At 41.2% G+C, this 20,444-nt stretch carries 12 protein-coding genes; 7 read left to right on the top strand and 5 right to left on the bottom strand.

Going from position 1 to position 20,444, the window contains the following annotated elements:
• Nucleotides 1-157: 157 nt before the first annotated feature.
• Nucleotides 158-2,389 carry a photosystem I core protein PsaB gene (gene psaB / locus VB654_RS09525; RefSeq protein ID WP_323213471.1) on the bottom strand — a complete coding sequence of 744 codons (2,232 nt, stop codon included), beginning with the start codon at nt 2,387-2,389 and terminating at the stop codon, nt 158-160.
• A gap of 131 nt (nt 2,390-2,520) precedes the next feature.
• Entirely contained in the window at nt 2,521-4,779 is a 2,259-nt protein-coding gene (gene psaA / locus VB654_RS09520) for a photosystem I core protein PsaA (RefSeq protein ID WP_323213470.1), read from the bottom strand.
• A 418-nt stretch (nt 4,780-5,197) separates the two neighbouring features.
• Between psaA and VB654_RS09515 the strand changes: the two genes are divergently transcribed.
• From VB654_RS09515 to VB654_RS09500, 4 genes are all read left to right on the top strand, one after another.
• On the top strand, nt 5,198-5,452 hold the full coding sequence (locus VB654_RS09515; protein ID WP_323213469.1) for a hypothetical protein: 255 nt from the start codon (nt 5,198-5,200) through the stop codon (nt 5,450-5,452).
• Nucleotides 5,453-5,479: 27 nt separating this feature from the next.
• Nucleotides 5,480-6,985: a hypothetical protein gene (locus tag VB654_RS09510; RefSeq protein WP_323213468.1), complete on the top strand. Its 1,506-nt coding sequence runs from the start codon at nt 5,480-5,482 to the stop codon at nt 6,983-6,985.
• Nucleotides 6,986-7,158: 173 nt separating this feature from the next.
• Nucleotides 7,159-8,667 (top strand): thioredoxin-like domain-containing protein, encoded by a 1,509-nt coding sequence (locus VB654_RS09505; RefSeq protein ID WP_323213467.1) that lies wholly within the window; start codon nt 7,159-7,161, stop codon nt 8,665-8,667.
• Nucleotides 8,668-9,045: 378 nt separating this feature from the next.
• On the top strand, nt 9,046-12,126 hold the full coding sequence (locus VB654_RS09500; protein ID WP_323213466.1) for a plasmid replication protein, CyRepA1 family: 3,081 nt from the start codon (nt 9,046-9,048) through the stop codon (nt 12,124-12,126).
• 37 nt (nt 12,127-12,163) lie between these two features.
• On the opposite strand, the gene dusB is transcribed toward VB654_RS09500, so the two are convergent.
• Both dusB and VB654_RS09490 read right to left on the bottom strand, forming a co-directional pair.
• On the bottom strand, nt 12,164-13,216 hold the full coding sequence (gene dusB, locus VB654_RS09495; protein WP_323213465.1) for a tRNA dihydrouridine synthase DusB: 1,053 nt from the start codon (nt 13,214-13,216) through the stop codon (nt 12,164-12,166).
• A 59-nt stretch (nt 13,217-13,275) separates the two neighbouring features.
• Complete coding sequence (locus VB654_RS09490) at nt 13,276-14,079, bottom strand: Rpn family recombination-promoting nuclease/putative transposase (RefSeq protein WP_323213464.1); 804 nt, start codon at nt 14,077-14,079, stop codon at nt 13,276-13,278.
• 538 nt (nt 14,080-14,617) lie between these two features.
• On the opposite strand from VB654_RS09490, the gene dnaK reads away from it, so the two are divergent.
• Together dnaK and VB654_RS09480 are read left to right on the top strand one after the other, a co-directional pair.
• Complete coding sequence (dnaK, locus tag VB654_RS09485) at nt 14,618-16,522, top strand: molecular chaperone DnaK (protein ID WP_323213463.1); 1,905 nt, start codon at nt 14,618-14,620, stop codon at nt 16,520-16,522.
• Between the two features lie 155 nt (nt 16,523-16,677).
• Entirely contained in the window at nt 16,678-17,313 is a 636-nt protein-coding gene (locus VB654_RS09480; protein ID WP_323213462.1) for an acetoacetate decarboxylase family protein, read from the top strand.
• Here VB654_RS09480 and VB654_RS09475 read toward each other — a convergent pair.
• Nucleotides 17,306-18,907, bottom strand: coding sequence for a helix-turn-helix domain-containing protein (locus VB654_RS09475; RefSeq protein ID WP_323213461.1), 1,602 nt, complete (start codon nt 18,905-18,907; stop codon nt 17,306-17,308). The two genes, VB654_RS09480 and VB654_RS09475, sit on opposite strands and share 8 nt — an antisense overlap.
• Nucleotides 18,908-19,898: 991 nt before the next feature.
• Between VB654_RS09475 and fdxB the strand changes: the two genes are divergently transcribed.
• Nucleotides 19,899-20,192, top strand: coding sequence for a ferredoxin III, nif-specific (fdxB, locus tag VB654_RS09470; RefSeq protein ID WP_323213460.1), 294 nt, complete (start codon nt 19,899-19,901; stop codon nt 20,190-20,192).
• Nucleotides 20,193-20,444 lie beyond the last annotated feature (252 nt).

Raw genomic sequence — 20,444 nt, 5'->3', positions numbered from 1 at the left:
AAGCTGATGAAGTAAGCTGGAAAACATCTATTTTGCATATTTAATTTACCTAAAACTCTTGTGGGGTGGGCATCCTGCCCGCCCATGTTACGCCCATGAAAAAATCCCCCACCTTACAGCAGGGGATTTTTATTAACCTACAAAACTAGCAGTCGAATTAACCGAACTTACCAGCAGTGGAGGCAATCAAGAACGCCGCGTAGGTAACAACGTAGCCGACAGTGAAGTGGGCTAGACCTACCAAACGAGCTTGAACGATAGACAGAGCAACGGGCTTGTCTTTCCAGCGAACCAAGTTAGCTAGAGGAGTACGCTCGTGCGCCCAAACAAGGGTTTCAATCAACTCTTGCCAGTAACCTCTCCAAGAAATCAGGAACATGAAACCAGTTGCCCAAACAAGGTGTCCAAAGAGGAACATCCAAGCCCAAACAGACAGGTTATTCACGCCGTAGGGGTTGTAGCCGTTAATCAACTGAGCCGAGTTAGCCCAGAGGTAGTCACGGAACCAGCCCATGAGATATGTAGAGTTTTCGTTAAACTGAGCAACGTTACCTTGCCAAATGCCTAGATGTTTCCAGTGCCAGTAGAAGGTTACCCAACCAATGGTGTTCAACATCCAGAACATCGCTAGGTAGAAAGAGTCCCAAGCTGAGATGTCGCAAGTACCGCCACGGCCTGGACCGTCGCAAGGGAACGCATAGCCGAAGTCCTTTTTATCGGGCATCAACTTGGAACCACGAGCGTCCAAAGCACCTTTAACAAGTACCAAGGTGGTGGTGTGAATAGCCAAAGCGAATGCGTGGTGAACCAAGAAGTCGCCAGGGCCAATTGTTAAGAATAGGGAGTTGGTACCAGAGTTAATGGCATCCAACCAGCCACCCAACCAAACGTTGCCGTAGTTAGGATAAGCTGTGTAGGCGATGCTGTCAGGGTTAGACAGCAATGTGTCTAAACCGTAAAGTACTTTACCGTGAGCAGCTTGAATGAATTGTGCGAACACAGGCTCAATCAAGATTTGCTTTTCAGGAGTACCGAAAGCTACTACTACGTCATTGTGTACATACAGACCAAGGGTATGGAAGCCCAAGAATAGCGATACCCAGCTGAGGTGAGAGATGATCGCTTCTTTGTGCTGTAATATCCGGTCAAGTACGTTGCCTTTGTTTTGTTCGGGGTCGTAGTCACGTACCCAGAAGATGGCGGCGTGGGCAAAAGCACCAACCATCAAGAAGCCAGCAATATACTGGTGGTGAGTGTACAACGCTGCTTGAGTTGTGTAGTCCTTAGCAATGAATGCGTAAGGAGGCAGAGCGTACATATGCTGCGCTACCAACGAAGTGGCAGTTCCCAGTGCTGCTAATGCTAAAGACAACTGGAAATGCAGCGAGTTGTTAATGGTGTCGTACAAACCTTGGTGGGGCAGGTTGAATTGACCTTCACTCTTGCTACCAGGTACTAAACCAGATTTGGAATTCAGCATTTCTTTGATGCTGTGACCAATTCCAAAGTTAGTCCGGTACATATGACCAGCAATAATGAAGATAACTGCGATCGCCAAGTGGTGATGAGCCATATCGGTCAACCACAAGGATTCTGTCTGAGGATGGAAACCACCCAAGAAAGTCAGAATCGCTGTACCTGAACCTTCAGATGTACTAAAAATATGTCCAGCAGTATCAGGGTTAGCAGCGTAAACTCCCCAGTTACCTGTGAAGAACGGAGTCAAACCTGCTGGGTGGGGCAGTGTGGTGAGGAAGTTATCCCAACCAACGTGCTGTCCGCGAGATTCGGGGATAGCAACGTGAACCAAGTGACCAGCCCAAGCCAAAGAACTAACACCAAACAACGCTGATAAGTGATGGTTCAGGCGGGGTTCAGCACTCTTAAACCAAGAGAGGCTAGGACGGAACTTGGGTTGTAAGTGCAACCAACCAGCAAATAAGAATAACGCTGATAACAAGAGGAGGAACACAGAACCGGTATACAGTTCGCTGTTCGTCCGCATTCCGATGGTATACCACCAGTGGTAAACACCAGAGTAAGCAATGTTTACAGGATTGCTTGCGCCACCTTGGGTAAATGCTTCAATGGCAGGTTCACCAAAGTGGGGGTCCCAAATCGCATGGGCGATGGGGCGGATGTGAAGGGGATCTTTAATCCACTGTTCAAAGTTACCTTGCCAGGCCACGTGAAACAGGAGGCTGGAAGCCCACAGGAAAATGATTGCCAAGTGACCGAAGTGAGTGGCGAAAATCTTTTGGTAAAGATTTTCTTCAGTCATGCCATCGTGGCTTTCAAAGTCGTTTCCTGTAGCGATCGCATACCATATCCGACGAGTAGTCGGGTCCTGTGCGAGATCCTGGCTAAATTTTGGAAATTTCGTTGCCATAGGTTTGAGAAATCCTCTGACTTTTAGCCATCAGGTGTCATCTTTTGAAGTTCTGAGTTTTGAGTAATAGGTTTTGAGCTTTGAATACTCAGCACCCAGCCCTCAGCCCTCAGCCCTTCTGAAGTGAATTGCTACCCTACTGAAAGGATGTGTGCGTGGAAGAATGCCCAGGTGGTTACAATTCCTCCTAAGAGGTAGTGAGCTACACCTACAGCTCGTCCCTGAATGATGCTCAGAGCGCGAGGCTGAATTGCTGGTGCTACTTTCAACTTATTGTGCGCCCAAACAATGGACTCAATCAGTTCTTGCCAGTAGCCGCGACCACTGAACAGGAACATTAAGCTGAATGCCCATACAAAGTGAGCGCCTAAGAAGAGTAGACCATAAGCAGATAAAGCACTGCCGTAGGAGTTGATTACTTGTGCAGCTTGCGCCCACAAGAAGTCACGCAACCAGCCGTTAATGGTGATGGCACTTTCAGCAAAGTTACCATAGGTAATATGAGACACATTACCTGCTGCATCTACTGTTCCCCAGACATCTGATTGCATTTTCCAACTGAAGTGGAAGATTACAATCGATAGAGAGTTGTACATCCAGAATAATCCGAGGAACACATGGTCCCAACCAGATACTTGGCAAGTACCGCCACGGCCTGGACCGTCGCAAGGGAAGCGGAAGCCTAAGTTTGCCTTGTCTGGAATCAGACGAGAACTACGGGCGTACAATACACCCTTGAGCAGAATCAGGACGGTGACGTGAATGGTGAAGGCGTGGATGTGGTGAACTAAGAAGTCCGCTGTACCCAAAGCAATAGGCATCATTGCCACTTTGCCGCCGACAGCCAAAATACCGCCGCCAAAAGCATAACTAACTGGCTCTATAGCATTAGGAGCAGTACCACCAGGAGCTAGGGTATGCAAGTTTTGCACCCACTGAGCAAATACTGGCTGCAACTGAATTGCCGAGTCGGAGAACATATCTTGGGGACGACCCAAGGCACGCATTGTATCGTTGTGGATGTACAATCCAAAGCTGTGGAAGCCTAAGAAAATACACACCCAGTTCAGATGGGAAATAATAGCATCCCGGTGACGAATCACACGATCTAACACGTTGTTTTGGTTCACAACAGGATCGTAATCCCGCACCATGAATATGGCTGCGTGAGCCGCACCACCAACAATCAAGAAGCCACCGATCCACATATGGTGAGTGAATATACACAATTGCGTTGCGTAGTCCGTTGCCAAGTACGGATACGGGGGCATTGCGTACATATGGTGAGCAATAATGATGGTCAGTGAACCCAAGAAAGCAAGGTTAGTTGCCAACTGAGCGTGCCAGGATGTGGTCAGGTTTTCATACAAACCTTTATGACCTTCTCCTGTGAAGGGACCTTTATGGTTTTCCAGGATTTCTTTAATACTGTGACCGATACCCCAGTTGGTACGGTACATATGACCAGCAATGATGAACAGAACCGCGATCGCCAAATGGTGATGGGCAATATCGGTCATCCACAAGCCGCCTGTTACTGGGTTCAAACCGCCCTTGAAGGTGAGGAAGTCAGCATACTGACCCCAATTCAAGGTGAAGAATGGTGTTAACCCACTGGCAAAGCTGGGATACAAATCTGTCAACAAATCTTTGTTCAGGATGAACTCGTGGGGTAAAGGTATATCTTTAGCCGCTACACCCGCATCCAATAGTTTGTTGATTGGTGCTGACACATGGATTAGGTGTCCAGTCCATCCCAAGGAACCACAACCTAGCAATACTGCCAAGTGATGATTCAGCATTGACTCCACGTTCTGGAACCATTCCAGTTTGGGAGCGCGCTTGTGGTAATGGAACCAACCAGCAAATAAGAACAATCCTGCTAATACCAAGCCGCCAATAGCTGTGACATAAAGCTGGAATGAGCTTGTGATTCCCCAGCCGCGCCATACTTGGAACAAGCCAGAGGTGATCTGAATACCGTGGAATCCACCACCGACATCACCATTTAAAATGTCTTGTCCCACAATGGGCCATACGACTTGAGCGCTGGGCCTCACATTTAATGGGTCGCTTAACCAGGCTTCGTAATTCGAGAATTTAGCGCCGTGGAATAACATCCCGCTTAACCAAATCGCTACTACGGATAAATGTCCGAAGTGTGCTGCGAAGATTTTACGAGAAATGTCTTCTAAATCGCTTGTATGTGTATCAAAGTCATGGGCGAGGGCATGAAGGTTCCAAATCCAGGTGGTGGTTTTGGGGCCTTTGGCTAAGGATCTGTCGAAGTGTCCTGGCTTTGCCCATTTTTCAAATGAGGTAGGAACAGGATCTTTATCAACTATGACTCTTGCCTTCTTTTCCTCTCGCTCCGGAGGACTAATCGTCATTCGACCTCCTCTCTTAGTAAGGAATGAGGAATCATAAATACCACAAAGTTAAACCTAGTCGCAAACTACAGAAATTCCTGGAGCAGTGATGAAGACTCTATGTGGAAGTTTGTTTCTGTTGAATTATAGACTCATTACAGGTGCATTGTTAAACACATTTTAACAATAATTCAAATTAGCTGAAATAATTGCTGTGCAAGCTTTTTATTTGCAAAGTTCCGAGCGAAAAGTCAAGAGTTTATTCATTTAATTTACAAAGGATAACAATTCGTAAAACTTATGATTTAACTCAATTATCCCGATTTAGCAGGGATTACAGCTTGATATTCCTAAATTTTTTTTGCTGTTTCAATTGCTACGGCAAAAATCTGGAAAAAATATTAATTATTTTAAATTTATCTGAGAAAATCAAAATAAAATGTTATGCGATGTGATAAAAATTCCACCTTTTGGGCTATGGTGTCCGATGCACGGTTTAAGATTGTCGAAACTTACTCATGTTTGCTCAAATTGTGGATATACCACAGACCGTAATGTGGATGCGCCCCAAGTAGTTCTCTCACAAGAACTAGCAGCCGTAGGGCATACGGTCAAGATGCTTGCAGAGGGTAAATTCATGGGAATCCCCGTGAAGCAAGAATCCCCGAATTATAAATTCGAGGAGTGTCAATGACGACCAACTATCACTAGGATGAAATGCATGAAATCGTGGCAGCCAGGGATGCTCAACCAGATATTTTATCGGAGATTTACTATTATTAAGTGGCTAATGACATTGGTGCTGGTATTGACTTTAGCCAGTTGTGGTGAAAAAGCTGGTAGCCAAGAAGTGGCTGTAAACCAGAGAAATAACCCACCCAAAATTTCTCAGATTTCTCAACAATTTTCTGAAGTTTCCCCACCAGATGTCATCCAGGAACTACGCCTCACCTTGGAAAACTATCGGCCGCAGGTGAAAATCCTATCTCCCCAAGCTGATGAAGTTATCCAGGATAATACAGTTACAGTCAGCTTTCAGGTGAAAGATATACCAATATTTAAAGATCCTGAATTGGAATTAGGCCCTCATCTACACCTAATTCTCGATAACCAACCTTACATAGCTGTTTACGATGTAAATAAGCCTCTAGTTTTACCAGATGTTTCCCCTGGTACACATACCCTACGCGTTTTTGCTTCTCGTCCTTGGCATGAAAGCTTTAAAAATGAAGGTGCTTACGCCCAGACAACATTCCATATTTTCACTAAAACTGAGGACAATAACCCTGATCCTACTATGCCAGTGCTGACCTACAGTCGTCCTCAAGGCAGTTATGGCGCAGAACCAATTTTACTAGACTTTTATTTAACTAACGCGCCTCTGCGCCTGGTAGCTGAAGATAACCCCAATGATACAGTTAGCGATTGGCGCATCCGTTGCACCATTAATAATGAAAGCTTCATTTTGGATCGCTGGCAACCAATTTACCTCAAGGGCTTCAAACCTGGTAAAAACTGGGTAAAACTAGAATTCCTCGATAATCAGGGAAATCCTGTAAAAAATGCCTTTAATACCACAGCCAGACTGATTAATTATCAGCCTAAAGGTAAAGACACACTTTCGAGAATTGTTAGAGGAGAATTGAAGGCGGATCAGGCGCGTAGTATTGTAGACCCCAATTATACTGCGAAGAAACCAGTAACTACACCGATTCCCAGCGTTGAAAAAACACCGTCACCACAGCCTGAGATTATTCCTGACATTGAAGTTCTAGAAACACCCGTAAAACCTACACCCCAAGTTGAAGCAAACGAAACATCAAAGTCTGAGGGATTCTTCAAACGTCGTTCAGAACCGTCACCGAGTTTACCTCCGACACTACCAGAGATTATTGAACCACCTGCATCGGAAATACAGCCTGAGATAATTCCTATACCTCAAGTTGAAGTACCGGAAAAATTAGCTAAACCAGAAACATCAAAATCTAGTGATTCACCTGCACCAGAAGCACAACCAGAGGAAACGCCAACAGAGGAATCAATACCGTTACCCATAAAAATTGCTCCCGATCCTGAAAAACCTTCATTAAAAAGATATTTCAACCCTCAACAGTTGCCAAATTTTAAATTATCTCCTAGTGTGCCTCCAGTAGTTCCAGAAACTACACCTGTACCAGAACAGCAAGAAAGGGCTGGAGAATACAAAGTTACCACTATGGAGGAATAACAGAACCAGTATTTAGGAGGGTAGAAGCGATCGCTCTTGCTGAATTTCTGCTCAAATAGTAGGCGGGATACTCGCAAGGGGTCTGCTTGCATCAGTGCTGAGTGCAAAGCACAAGCGATCGCTCCCTCATTTTGTCATATTTCTCACATTTAATTAATCCTAAAACATATTCCATGACTCCCCGTGTCAGAGCGCCAGAACTACCACAAAACTACACGTGGCTTAACACTGATAAACCCTTATCTCTGAAAGAACTCAGGGGTAAAGTCGTAATTTTAGACTTTTGGACATATTGCTGTATTAATTGTCTGCATATCTTGCCAGATTTGAAATATTTAGAACAAAAATATCAAGATAGCCTAACTGTTATCGGCGTACACTCAGCCAAATTTGACAACGAAAAAGAAATTGAGAATATTCGCCAAGCCATCCTGCGCTACGACATCGAACATCCAGTATTAGTTGACAGTGATTTTCGGGTTTGGCAAGAATATACTGTACGTGCTTGGCCTACCTTCATAATCATTGATCCAGAAGGTTACGTCGTAGGTTATCTTTCTGGTGAAGGCAAACGTGATACTTTAGACGAATTAATTCAGCAGTTAATTAATCAACACCAAGAAAAAGGTACGATCAACCTCCAGGAACTCAGCCTGACTTTAGAAAAACAACGTCAACCATTAATTACACCACTAGCCTTTCCCGGTAAAGTTCTCGCCACTCCCATCGGCTTATTCATTGCTGATTCTGGACATCACCGTATAGTGATGACTAACTACGAAGGAGAAATTCTGCATTTAATGGGAACGGGAAAATCTGGCTTAACCGATGGTGCATTTAACAAAGCACAGTTTTTCGCACCCCAAGGAATGGCATTTGATCCAGAAAATCAGATTCTTTACATTGCTGATACAGAAAATCATAGCTTGCGACGAGTAGACCTCCAGCGTCGCATAGTAGAAACCATCGCCGGCACTGGTGAACAAAGCCGAAATATTTCTCCTCATGGGGGTGCAGGACGAGAAACATCCTTAAATTCCCCTTGGGATGTGGTGCAATTGGGACAAACCCTATTTATTGCAATGGCTGGATCACATCAAATTTGGCAAATGAACTTAGAAAGCGGTATTGTGAAAACCTATAGTGGTACTGGTGCAGAAGCTTGTATAGATGGTTTGCTTACAGAATCAGTATTTGCTCAACCCAGTGGAATCACTACCAATGGACAGGAATTATATATTGCTGATAGTGAAGTAAGTTCAATTCGTGGTGTAGGACTAAACGAACCGCAGCAAGTCAGAAGTATTTGTGGTAGTAAGCAATTATTTGGTTTTGGTGATGTTGATGGACAAGGCGAGAATGTCCGCTTACAGCATTGTTTAGGAGTTGAATATACTCAGAATTATCTATGGGTAGCAGATACCTACAACCACAAAATTAAATTAGTCAGTCCCAGTACAGGAAATTGTCAAACAGTATTGGGAGATGGTTCTGCGGGTTTACAAGACGGTCAAGGTCAGAATACACGTTTTTCTGAACCTTCGGGACTGAGTGCTATGGGTTCGTATCTATATATTAGTGATACGAATAACCACTCTATCCGGCGGGTAGATTTGAATAGGTTTGAGGTGACAACTTTAAAATTTCCCGGTTTGTGTGCGCCAGATGTATGTACACCGTAGCCTATAGAGTATTTCTGTAAAAAACCACCAATAAACACAGATAAATACAAAAACCTCTGCGTACCTTTGCGCTTACCTCCGCGCCCCTCTGCGTTAAACAACCATCAAATTAATTTATACAAACTTTTTATCCTATACTTACACCCAGAAAATAGAAAATTTACTGAAAAATCAAAATTAATCACCAGCAAAAATTACAATACAAGTTTATTACTTCAGCAATGTACTCTCACAGAATCATGCACTTGATTATTCACCGATGTATTTACCATAACGAAGTAAAAAATATATCGTTAAACTCTGATGATTTCCGCTATAAAAAATCAGCAAATGCATGGTAAATTTTAAGTCCATCGTATTCCATTCAAGGGTCGTCCCATGTATCTGCACCATTTACACAGCCAACACCTTGAGGAATTAGTCAAGAGTAGTAGTATAGATTTACACTTAGCACAAATTAATTTTAAATCTCTCCAAGACGCATCAGCATATAACTATTTGTTAATTTCAGAGCATCTTCCCCGTACTAACAATGGTATGGTCAAAAATGCTTGGTTACAGCGCTATAATCATGTCACAGCAGGTGGTTGGTGGTGTTCTGGTCTAGACCCTTTAAATAATTGGCAATCAATGGAATGGGGATGTTTTAAACCAAACCAACCCCGAACCAATCACAAGGGCAAATCCATTAAGTACGAACATCCACCCCATACACCAACACGAATTTTTTGTCTACGGGTAACAATAAAAATTTGGCAGCAAGTCTCGCAACGGTATAATCTAACCATGCCAGGCAGTATCAACATGGATGCTCATGGAGCTGCTGAGGGGTTTTGGCAATGGGTAATGCAACAAAATGTACCCGTGATTATCTGCGAAGGCGTGAAAAAAGCAGCAGCATTATTAACACAAGGATACGCTGCGATCGCCATTCCTGGAATTACCAGTGGTTATCGGGTTGTCAAAGATATATTTGGTAAAGTCACCAGTCGCCAACTGATTCCCGACTTAGCAGCATTTGCCACAAAAAAACGCACCTTTTATATTTGCTTTGATTTTGAAACTCAACCGAGAAAAATTGCTGCTATCAATAACGCCATTTCCCAACTAGGTTGTTTATTTCAAGAAAAAAAATGCCCCGTTAAAGTTATCGAACTTCCAGGAATAGAAAAAGGTGTTGATGAATTAATTGTTGCTAAAGGTGCAAATGCCTTCGATAAAGTTTATCGCCAAAGTGCTGATTTAGAAATTTATCTAGCCCAAAGCAAACCCCACACTCAGTTAACTATTCCGGCTGCACTCACAGTTAACTGTCCTTACTTAGAACAAGTATCTTATCCGACTGCGGGATTAGTCGGAATAAAATCAGCCAAAGGGACAGGTAAAACCACAGCATTACAAGACATTGTTAATCAAGCACAAGTTATCAATCGACCCGTATTATTAATTACACACAGAATTCAATTAGGTCGGTTTTTGTGTGAGAAAATTGGTATTAAATGGGGATTGAATCATAGTGAAGGTTTAATGCCCGCAGATGAAGCTTTACCTATAGTCAACAAACCCTTGAAAATCACTAAATCTTTCGGTTTATGTGTTGATTCTATTTGGAAACTCAACCCTCAAGATTGGCAAGGGGCAGTATTAATTCTGGATGAAGTAGAACAATCCTTGTGGCATTTACTTAATAGTAATACTTGTAAACATAAACGAGTTAAAATATTAAAATTATTTCAACAGCTAATTTCCACAGTTTTGACAACAGGGGGGTTAGTAATTGCCCAAGATGCTGATTTATCAGATGTATCTTTAGAATATTTGCAAAGATTATCAGGAATTAAAATAACGCCTTGGGTGCTGTTAAATCAATGGAAACCTCAAAAGGGCTGGAATGTGACTTTTTATGATTCTCCTAACCCCACACCGTTGATTCATAAACTAGAATTAGACTTAATAGCAGGACTTAAATGTTACGTAACTACAGACAGTCGTTCTGGGCGCTATAGTTGCGAAACAATTGAAGGCTACCTCAAAGAACGTTTAGAAAAATTACGACAGCAATTTCCCAAATCTCTAGTAATAAGCAGTCGCACAACCAGCACACCTGGTCATGCAGCCGTTGATTTTGTTGGAGATATTAATCAAAAAATTCCTGAATATGATACCGTTTTTGTCACTCCTAGTCTTGGTACAGGAATTAGTATTGATGTCCAACACTTCGACCGAGTTTATGGGATTTTTCAAGGGGTAATTCCTGACTCAGAAGCCAGACAAGCATTAGCCAGAGTCCGGGATAATGTTCCTCGTATTGTCTGGTGTGCCAAGCGAGGAATAGGCTTAATTGGGAGTGGGAGTACAAATTATCGCTTACTATCTGACTGGTATCAAGAAAATCAAAAAGAAAACTTAGCTTTGCTGAGTCCGGTACATAAAATAGATGTAGATTTACCATTAGTTTATGACCCGATACATTTGCGGACTTGGGCAAAATTATCTGCTAGGGTAAATGCCTCAATTCGTCTATATCGCCAATCAATGCAAGATGGTTTAATAGCAGATGGACATCAAATTTGGTTGCGAAGTAATGCTGTTCACAATAATATTGTCAGAGATTTACGCCTAGCATTTTTGGCAACAGATTCCGAGGACATAGAAAATCGCAAAAGGTTAGTTGTGGAAATAGTTAAAGTGCAAAGAGATTGGGCAGAAAAGCGTCAAAAAGCCAAAGACATTAAATGCCAAATTCGAGAGATTAAGCAACAACATCAATTATTAGCCGCGATGGCTGTAGCCAAAGCACGAGATATTAATTATTTAGAATATGAGCAACTATTAAATAAACATTCTTTATCAGAAGCAGAACGTTACCAAATTGACAAATATACTCTCAGACAAAGATATGGAATTCCAGTTACTCCTGAATTAAAATTGCGGGATCACAAAGGGTATTATTTTCAATTACTGATTCACTATTATCTCACACATGAAAGCGAGTATTTTCATGTTAGAGACCAACAAGAATGGTATCAACAGTTATTGTGGGGTGATGGTAAAGTTTTTCTGCCAGATTTAAAAACTTATACTGCCAAAGTTGAAGCTATGAGGGCTTTAGGGATGCTGCAATTTTTAGAACCAGAAAGAAAATTTACAGAACATCATCCTGATTTACTCTTGTTGAAAGATGTTGCATTTCAGCATAGTAAACACATTAAAAGAGTACTGGGTATTGATTTAGTGAGGGGAAAGGAAAGTATTTCAGCCATCAAAATCCTTGGTCGCCTATTAAACTTATTGGGGTTGAAACTAAAAAGAGAAGAAGAAACATATCAAATAGATATAGATACATTATATGATGGCAGAGAGAAAATATTTACAGTCTGGCATCAACGCGATGAATTAATGCTGGCTGGAATTAAGAGTTTTAGCCATAAAAACCCTGAATACATTGTATGCCATTAAATATTAAATTCAAGGCAGAAACAGGTAAAGGGGAGAATTAAGCAACTTGAAAATTGGTTGCTTCCTCTATTGGTTCATAACTATGATTTAATTGTTCAATGCCCCGGTCGATTAAATCCAAACCTTGTTGCACTGTTTCAATGACACTTAACTTTCCTCGCAACTCAGCCGCGCCGACAAAACCTTTCGCGTACCAGGTCATGTGTTTACGGGCTTGACGTACACCGCGATCGCCTTTATATTCCCATAATGCTTGTAAATGATCTCTGGCACATTCCAATCGCTGAATTGGGCTGGGTGGCAACAACATTTCCCCTGTTTTTAAGAAATGATCAATTTCTCCCACCAAAAAAGGATAACCCAAAGTTCCACGAGAACACATCACCCCATCAGCACCAGTTTGTTCTAAACATTTTACAGCCGCTTCCACTGAAAAAATATCTCCATTCCCAATTACCGGAATCGAAAGCACTTCTTTCACACGGGTAATCCATTCCCATCGGGCATTACCATTGTATCCTTGAGCGCGAGTGCGTCCATGCACTGTAATCATTTGCGCCCCAGCATCTTCCATCCGCTTGGCAAAATCAAGAATCGTAATTTCTTGATCATTCCAGCCAATGCGGGTCTTTACCGTAACTGGGACTTTTACAGCTTTTACTACTTCTCGTACAATAGCTTCAGCAACTTCCGGTTGACGCAATAAAGATGAACCACCACCATTTTTAGTAATTTTATTTACCGGACACCCCATATTAATATCAATAGTATCAGCACCCTCCGCAACAGCCTTAATTGCGGCTTCTGCCAAAAAATCCGGGCGACAATCAAACAATTGAATACTTATTGGTCTTTCCTTGGGGTCTACCTCCATAATTTTGGGTAACTCTTTTACATAGTGCAACCCCGTAGCATTTACCATTTCTGTATACAACATTGAATCTGGCGCATAGCGACGCACCAGCCGACGAAATACCATATCTGTCACCCCAGATAAAGGCGACTGAAGAACTCGACTTTTGACCTCAAATGACCCGATTTTTAAAGGTTGAGAGAGTTTAGCTTTTAAAGTAGGAGATAGTGTAACCATAGAATTTAAACTTGTGTAAATTAAAGATGCTAATGGTATTTAGAATTATTTACGTGCTTTTAATCCCCTTGTGCTGCTTGCCTAACTTGTTCTAAATTCAAATCTAACGCCTGAGCAATTTGTTCAACCGTCAAACCCAACTTCAATAAGCGAGATACTGCTGCTAATTTCGCTTTCAAACAACCTTCCTGTAGTCCTTCTTGCTTGCCTTCTTGTTTAGCTTCTTGATAAACTCGTGTCTGCTTCAAATCGCTTAAACTAAACATCTCTTCAATCTCCTTTCGACTCATTGTGGGAAATTTGTAAACCAAGATTGTCTCTATTAATTGTAGTAACTGCTGCCGTTTTGGTTCAACATTAATTTCTTGCTGGCTTCTGTCTATTAATTCCCTAGCGGTGACAATTGCTGTATCTTTATTCTCGACTATTAATTTAATAGTAGCAATACCAATGGGCAATGATATTGTTTCACCTAATTCATCAAGATAAATGCGGCTAACACGCTGGCTGGTGAAAAATTCGCTGTAATTATTGATATCTGAAGTATCAACGCTGCGCGTAGGATAAATTACTACTCCTCGCCATGAGTTTTTGGGTTGATTTTGCCGCAAATATAAAAATATTTCGGAAAACAGACGAGAATAAATTTCTGTATCAGTTTGAAACTGAACCTCAACAAAGTAAATGGGATTGTGGTCGCCTGCTGCTGGCAGAAAAACGCCATCTATACGAAATGCTGTTTGCTTAATTTCTATGGAAGAAAATGTGTAAGTTTCAGCAAGCTGGGGGGAGTTCCCAATTAATTCAAAAAAAATACTGGGCAATTCTTGAAAAAGGCGATAAAAAATACTGTCGGTTTTCACTCTTAATGTAGTGCGGAGATTTGCATTCTTGGGATTTTACCTCTGATGGGTGAACATGATCCACTCATGCATTGTAATAGTATTAATGTACTATGAAAAATAATTTTGTATAGCATGACTGTCATTTAACAGTGTTATTGGGGATATAGCGCCTTTTTTTGGCTATTTATCCTGAGTAAATCTAGGGCTTGTTACACCTAAAGACGGCAAACACCACTTTGAAATTACGGTTCACCCTAATTGCTGAAAGTATTAATTCTCATACATTAGACAGAGTGAAAGTAAATTTCTCAATGTACGAACTAAATACATCCTTTAAAATTAACCGTCCCGTCCAAGGTTCGGGAAACCCTCCTTCATGGACTGGCTATAACTGAAGTTCTCAGTATATATATCAGGATAACTTGAGGTTTTAACCCCAGGAAAGCCGAATTAAAGGTTGTTAATGCTGAACTGACGTTTTTATCCAGTTGGTTTCAGATTTAGTCCCTTATATTCCCATTCATTCATTTGTAGTTATACGGAGCCAATAATTAAAATGGCAAAAGTTGTTGGAATTGACTTAGGTACCACGAACTCTTGCGTAGCAGTTATGGAAGGTGGTAAACCCACCGTTATTGCTAACGCCGAAGGTTTTCGGACAACACCATCAGTAGTGGCATTTGCCAAAAATGGCGATAATTTAGTTGGTCAAATCGCCAAACGCCAAGGCGTAATGAACCCTGAGAATACGTTTTACTCAGTTAAACGTTTTCTGGGACGACGCTACGACGAAGTTGGTAACGAGTCTACAGAAGTTTCTTATAAAGTCCTGAGCAGCAACGGCAATGTTAAGTTAGATTGTCCGATAGCTGGTAAACCGTTTGCACCTGAAGAGATTTCTGCAAAAGTTCTTCGCAAACTCGTTGAAGATGCCAGCAAATATCTTGGTGAAACTGTTACCCAAGCTGTAATCACAGTTCCAGCATACTTTAATGACTCCCAGCGACAAGCTACAAAAGACGCTGGTAAAATAGCCGGTATTGAAGTTCTACGGATTATCAACGAACCCACTGCCGCTTCTTTAGCTTATGGTTTTGATAAGAAGAGCAACGAAACCATTCTAGTCTTTGACCTTGGTGGTGGTACTTTCGACGTATCTATCCTAGAAGTAGGCGATGGAGTATTTGAAGTGTTAGCTACTTCTGGTGATACTCACCTGGGTGGTGACGACTTCGATAAAAAAATAGTTGATTTCTTGGCCGAACAATTCAAAAAAGCAGAAGGAATTGACCTGCGTCAAGACAAACAAGCTTTACAACGTTTGACTGAAGCCGCAGAAAAAGCAAAAATAGAGCTTTCTAGCGTTTCCCAAGCGGAAATAAACTTACCATTTATCACTGCTACTCAGGATGGTCCTAAACACCTGGATACAACTTTAACTCGTGCTAAGTTTGAAGAACTTTGTTCGGACTTAATCGACCGTTGTCGCATTCCTGTAGAAAACGCGATTCGGGATGCTAAATTAAGCAGAGCCGATATTAACGAAGTTGTACTAGTTGGTGGTTCTACCCGTATTCCAGCCGTACAACAGGTAGTGAAAAAGGTATTAGATAAAGAACCCAACCAAAGTGTTAACCCTGATGAAGTAGTGGCAGTTGGTGCGGCTATTCAAGCAGGTGTACTAGCGGGTGATGTCACAGGCATCTTACTATTAGATGTGTCCCCATTGTCTTTGGGTGTAGAAACCTTGGGCGGTGTGATGACTAAAATTATCCCCCGGAATACCACAATCCCCACTAAAAAATCAGAAGTCTTCTCTACAGCCGTGGATGGACAAACCAATGTGGAAATTCACGTCCTTCAAGGTGAACGGGAATTCTCAAACGATAACAAGAGCTTAGGAACCTTCAGACTTGATGGTATTCCTCCCGCACCACGTGGTGTACCACAAATTGAAGTTACCTTTGATATTGATGCCAACGGTATCCTCAACGTTACCGCTAAGGATAAAGGCACTGGTAAGGAACAATCTATCAGCATTACTGGCGCGTCTACTTTGGATAAATCTGATGTTGACCGCATGGTGCAAGAAGCTGAACAAAACGCTTCTTCTGACAAAGAACGTCGTGAAAGAATTGAACGCAAGAACCAAGCCGACTCTTTGGCATACCAAGCCGAGAAGCAGCTGCAAGAATTAGGTGATAAAGTTCCTGAAGCTGACAAGACGAAAGTGGAAGGTTTGGTGAAAGACATACGTGAAGCTGTTGCAAAAGAAGACGACGAGCAGCTCAAGAAGCTGACACCAGAATTACAACAAGCATTGTTCGCAGTTGGTAGTAATATTTATCAACAAGCAGGTGGTGATGCGGCTGCTGCTGGTGCTGAACCTCAAGATGGTGGGACTACCCCTCCTAGTGGCGGTGATGACGTAATTGATGCTGATTTCACTGAAACCAAGTAGTTTGCAATATTGCCCCGATTTAGTATTTTTACTCATCCAAGCTTATGCCTGGATGGGTATTTTTTAAGGCGTGAGCATATAACGCTCACTTGTGTGTACACCGTAGGCAAGTGAGGAGGGGAACTGAAATCTGATTTTTTACTCTAAATTATTGTATGTCTTACCCTTCAGCCCCTTGGACTCTTAAAGGTAATGCTGTTCAAACTCTGCATTTAGTGAATATTGACCGAGTAAGGCCGCTTGTGCCGTCAGAGTTAAATATAATTTCTGTGTGGCCTGGTAAAACTATTGGTGGTGTGTATTTATCTAAATACGGTTCAGGATCGGTACTGGAGTACAATGAGTTAATTGTTGCCCCGGCTGTGGTGATTTATCAAGGTGAAATTGGTGTTTGGGTATCTCACATTTATGTCGATAATGCGGATTCTGTGGCTGGTGGGCGTGAAATTTGGGGACTCCCCAAGGAACTAGCTGATTTTACCTGGGAAGAAAAACGTGTTACTGTCCGTCAAGGCAATGTCTTGCTATGTAATCTCAACTATAATCAACAAAGGTTGGGATGGCGACAACGCTTAGGTGCGGCTAGTTTCAGTAGAATGGGTAATAATTTGCTCAGATTTGACTTTGAATTTGAGGCTGGTTTGGGTTTGGTGGGTTCTAAGTTAGAAGTGGGTGCTGACAGTCCTTTTGCTGGGATAGGTTTAAATCAGCCTTTTGCAACTGTGGATTGTGAACAAATGACTCTACGGGTGGATGCGCCTACAGTTGTAGGAGAGGGAACAGTTAACTAATATTTAGCACTTTCCGTAACAGCGCTTGGTCTTCTGCTTTAACTTTTAAACGACCATTTTCTACATCGCGTATCCAACTTTGGCTTTTACCTGTTAACTTGGCTAACTCCCTTTGGGATAGCTGCAATTTTTTTCGCGCTGCCAAAATCTGTTCGCCGGGTAAATCGTTGGTGGTGTTGGTTTTTCTTCTACTTTTTACAGTGCGCCTTGGCTTTTTTTGTAATTGAGAGGTGCGTTGTTCCCATTCTGACGGTAGTTCAAAAGACAAAATTCGCGCATTCATTAGCAGATTCCACTTCCCACGGGGGCCGGAATCTGTGAGGCGGTTATTACCTCCACCGTCATTAGTCCAAAATTCTAAAGCTTCCTCTGGGTCTTCGGGAATACCCATTAATTTCGCCCACAAAGGTTGAATTTCTAACGGGTAAGTTATTGGATCAAAAATGGGTTTGATGCCATGATGATTGAGAACTTCCAAATCACTTTCAAAAGTTCGTAGTAAGCGCTTACGTTCTTCTCTTTGCCTAGAAGCAATGGTAACTTTTTCTTCACCGTAAGCAATACGTAATAATGTAGGAATAGTAATGCGTTGTTCTTTGCCCATTTTAGTTTTAAACAGCAACCACAGCATTAACCGTACTGCTCCTTCATGCTGTTGCCAAATGCTCATAACAGTAGTTAATAGCGTTTTGGGTAAATTACCATATTGATAAAATGCGGTTCGCTCTTTACAGGCTTGTTTATTTAAGAAATACTGCGCCCATATTCCGGCTTTTACTTTAAAAGTTAAACCCACTAAATATTTGCACCCCAAATCATCTTCTTGAAAGTGATGTTGAATATTGATTAAATGCCACAAACGGCTACCTGTAACTGAAAATTCGGGAATACGACCTTGCTGAGGCCAGTCAATAGAAATCATCAATGAACAAGCTTGCTGGACAATATTTTTGATTAAAGCTAATTTGGCATTTTTACTTAAGTCCTTGCGCTTCTCTAAGCCTAAATATTTCCCAATTTGGCGTTCATCAATGGCAAATTCTTCTTGCCAAGGTTGATCTAAAGAGGTAGCATAAGCAGCAAACATGAGATGAATGCAAGCAGCTCTAATATCCAGTGCGGCAATTGCGGCTAACTCTGTTATGCTTTTGCTGTCGTCAGTGTTGGCTGGAAATGGATCTTCGAGATGAAAGGCGATCGCACCTCTTCCTTGTTTAATTTTTCTGCCATAAGTCAAGTAACCTGCTTGATTGGTTTCCCAATTCAGGGATGTACGTTGTGCCAATACATTGCAAGCTTCCCAAATCACGATTGCCGAAGCAAAGGGATTATTTTTCCCATTGGCGAATAAGTCTGGGCTAGGTGCGTCTCTGGGTTCAACTTTGCATCTACCTTTTTTGGCGTGCCAAGGTATGGGCGAATTAGTTGGACAAGCTATTACACATTGTGGTTCAGGATAATAGCCTTCACAATTATTACAAAGATTAGGATCGATCCAGTATTCATCGTTCTCTATTTTGATTGCACCCGTAGGACATTGGGGGCGGCAGTTGTCACATCCAACGCAATTGTTGTTAGGAATTGTATAAGGCATACGGCTATCGGGCTTCTTCCCACTCTAATTGTTGAGATGTTTGGCTTAAGTCTCCCCTGGATGTTTCTTCGCTATTTATAACTAGCTACCAAATTATATTTTCAGTAAAAATAATCTCTGTTTGCTGTAATAATTCCCCACATCCATATTTTAATTACACATCCAATTGGAAGATAGTTCAGGCTTTCAAAGTTTAGGTCAAATTACTTCTTTATTAACTATACATTTCATAAATAATTAGCAGAGTTTGTTCATAATGAGCCTGGAAAGTTTTCTTAAGACTTTAATTAAAGTTAGGTTCTAAACTGTTTTTATTGACCTAGCAACTTTTCTGGGAGTGTTTTTGTAGAACATATATATGTTTGATTAGTAGAGGAGATTAGATTTATTAATAATTTTAATATTTAATATGGCAGAATTTTCTGTTGCTAAGTATACATTTTAGTCCATATATGAAGAAACGAACAAGATGATTTTGTTTACGAAAAAAATAAACCCATTAAATTTATAAAAAAAATCGCTATTTTAATTCTAAATGTGACAAATCTAAAATCTTTTAATGTAATTAATGAACATATAAATGGTATACAAAAATACATTGGGCAATACATGATTTATTGAGATCAAAAAAGGAATTTCATTATTTTTGTCATCAATTTGATTTGCGATATAGCTCAATAGTATTGATTTATATTTGCCAATACATAGGTTGATTGTAGATAGGAACTAAATATAGATGTTCTGAGGAGATTATTGAGATTTTATTGGATGTAATTGAAATTAAATTATTAATTTAACCACTAAATATCTTCTGGGAATTGTTGACAATAAATTTCATCTAATAGTTGGCGTGCTTAAATTCACAGAAGCATTTTTCAAAAATTGTGAAAATTAAAATCCGACAAAAAATAATTATTTCACAGTAAAAAAAGACAATAATACTAGGTTAGGATGATGATTAAAGTAGAAACAAATTCGTAGGCATTTATTCATGGCACAACTAACAGGATTGACATTTGGAGGTAATACCTGGACACCTAAATTTGCCCAGGAAATTGACTATGAGAAATGTATCGGCTGTGGCAGATGCTTTAAGATATGTGGTTACAATGTATTATCTTTGAAAGCTCTCAACGAAGATGGAGAATTTGTAGATGATGAAGATGATGACGAAATTGAGCGCAAAGTAATGGTTGTTGCTCACCCAGAAAATTGTATTGGTTGTGAGGCTTGTTCACGGATATGTCCCAAGAATTGCTACACCCATACTGTAGTAGATAATTAAAGCTTTGGGGATTTGCTTAAGGTTTTTCTGGTTAAAAAGGGTACTCTGAATATAGCGCGAGAATGTACAAAGCAAGGTAATTAGAGGGGAATAATAGATACTTACTGTAACTAGCAAATAGTTTGCAGTAAATATAATTGTAAATCTTAAATTGTTAGCTATTAACAAATTCAGACTTGCGGCTAAACTAGTACAGCATGGCGTAAATAGATAAATTATTCAAAGTCAATGAAAAGCCTATACGATCAGCTT

Origin of the sequence: Nodularia sp. UHCC 0506 (assembly GCF_034931045.1) — a bacterium.
In the GTDB taxonomy this organism is placed as follows: domain Bacteria; phylum Cyanobacteriota; class Cyanobacteriia; order Cyanobacteriales; family Nostocaceae; genus Nodularia.
Note: the sequence above shows the minus strand (reverse complement) of the source record. Positions and strands in the feature narration are given on the sequence as shown.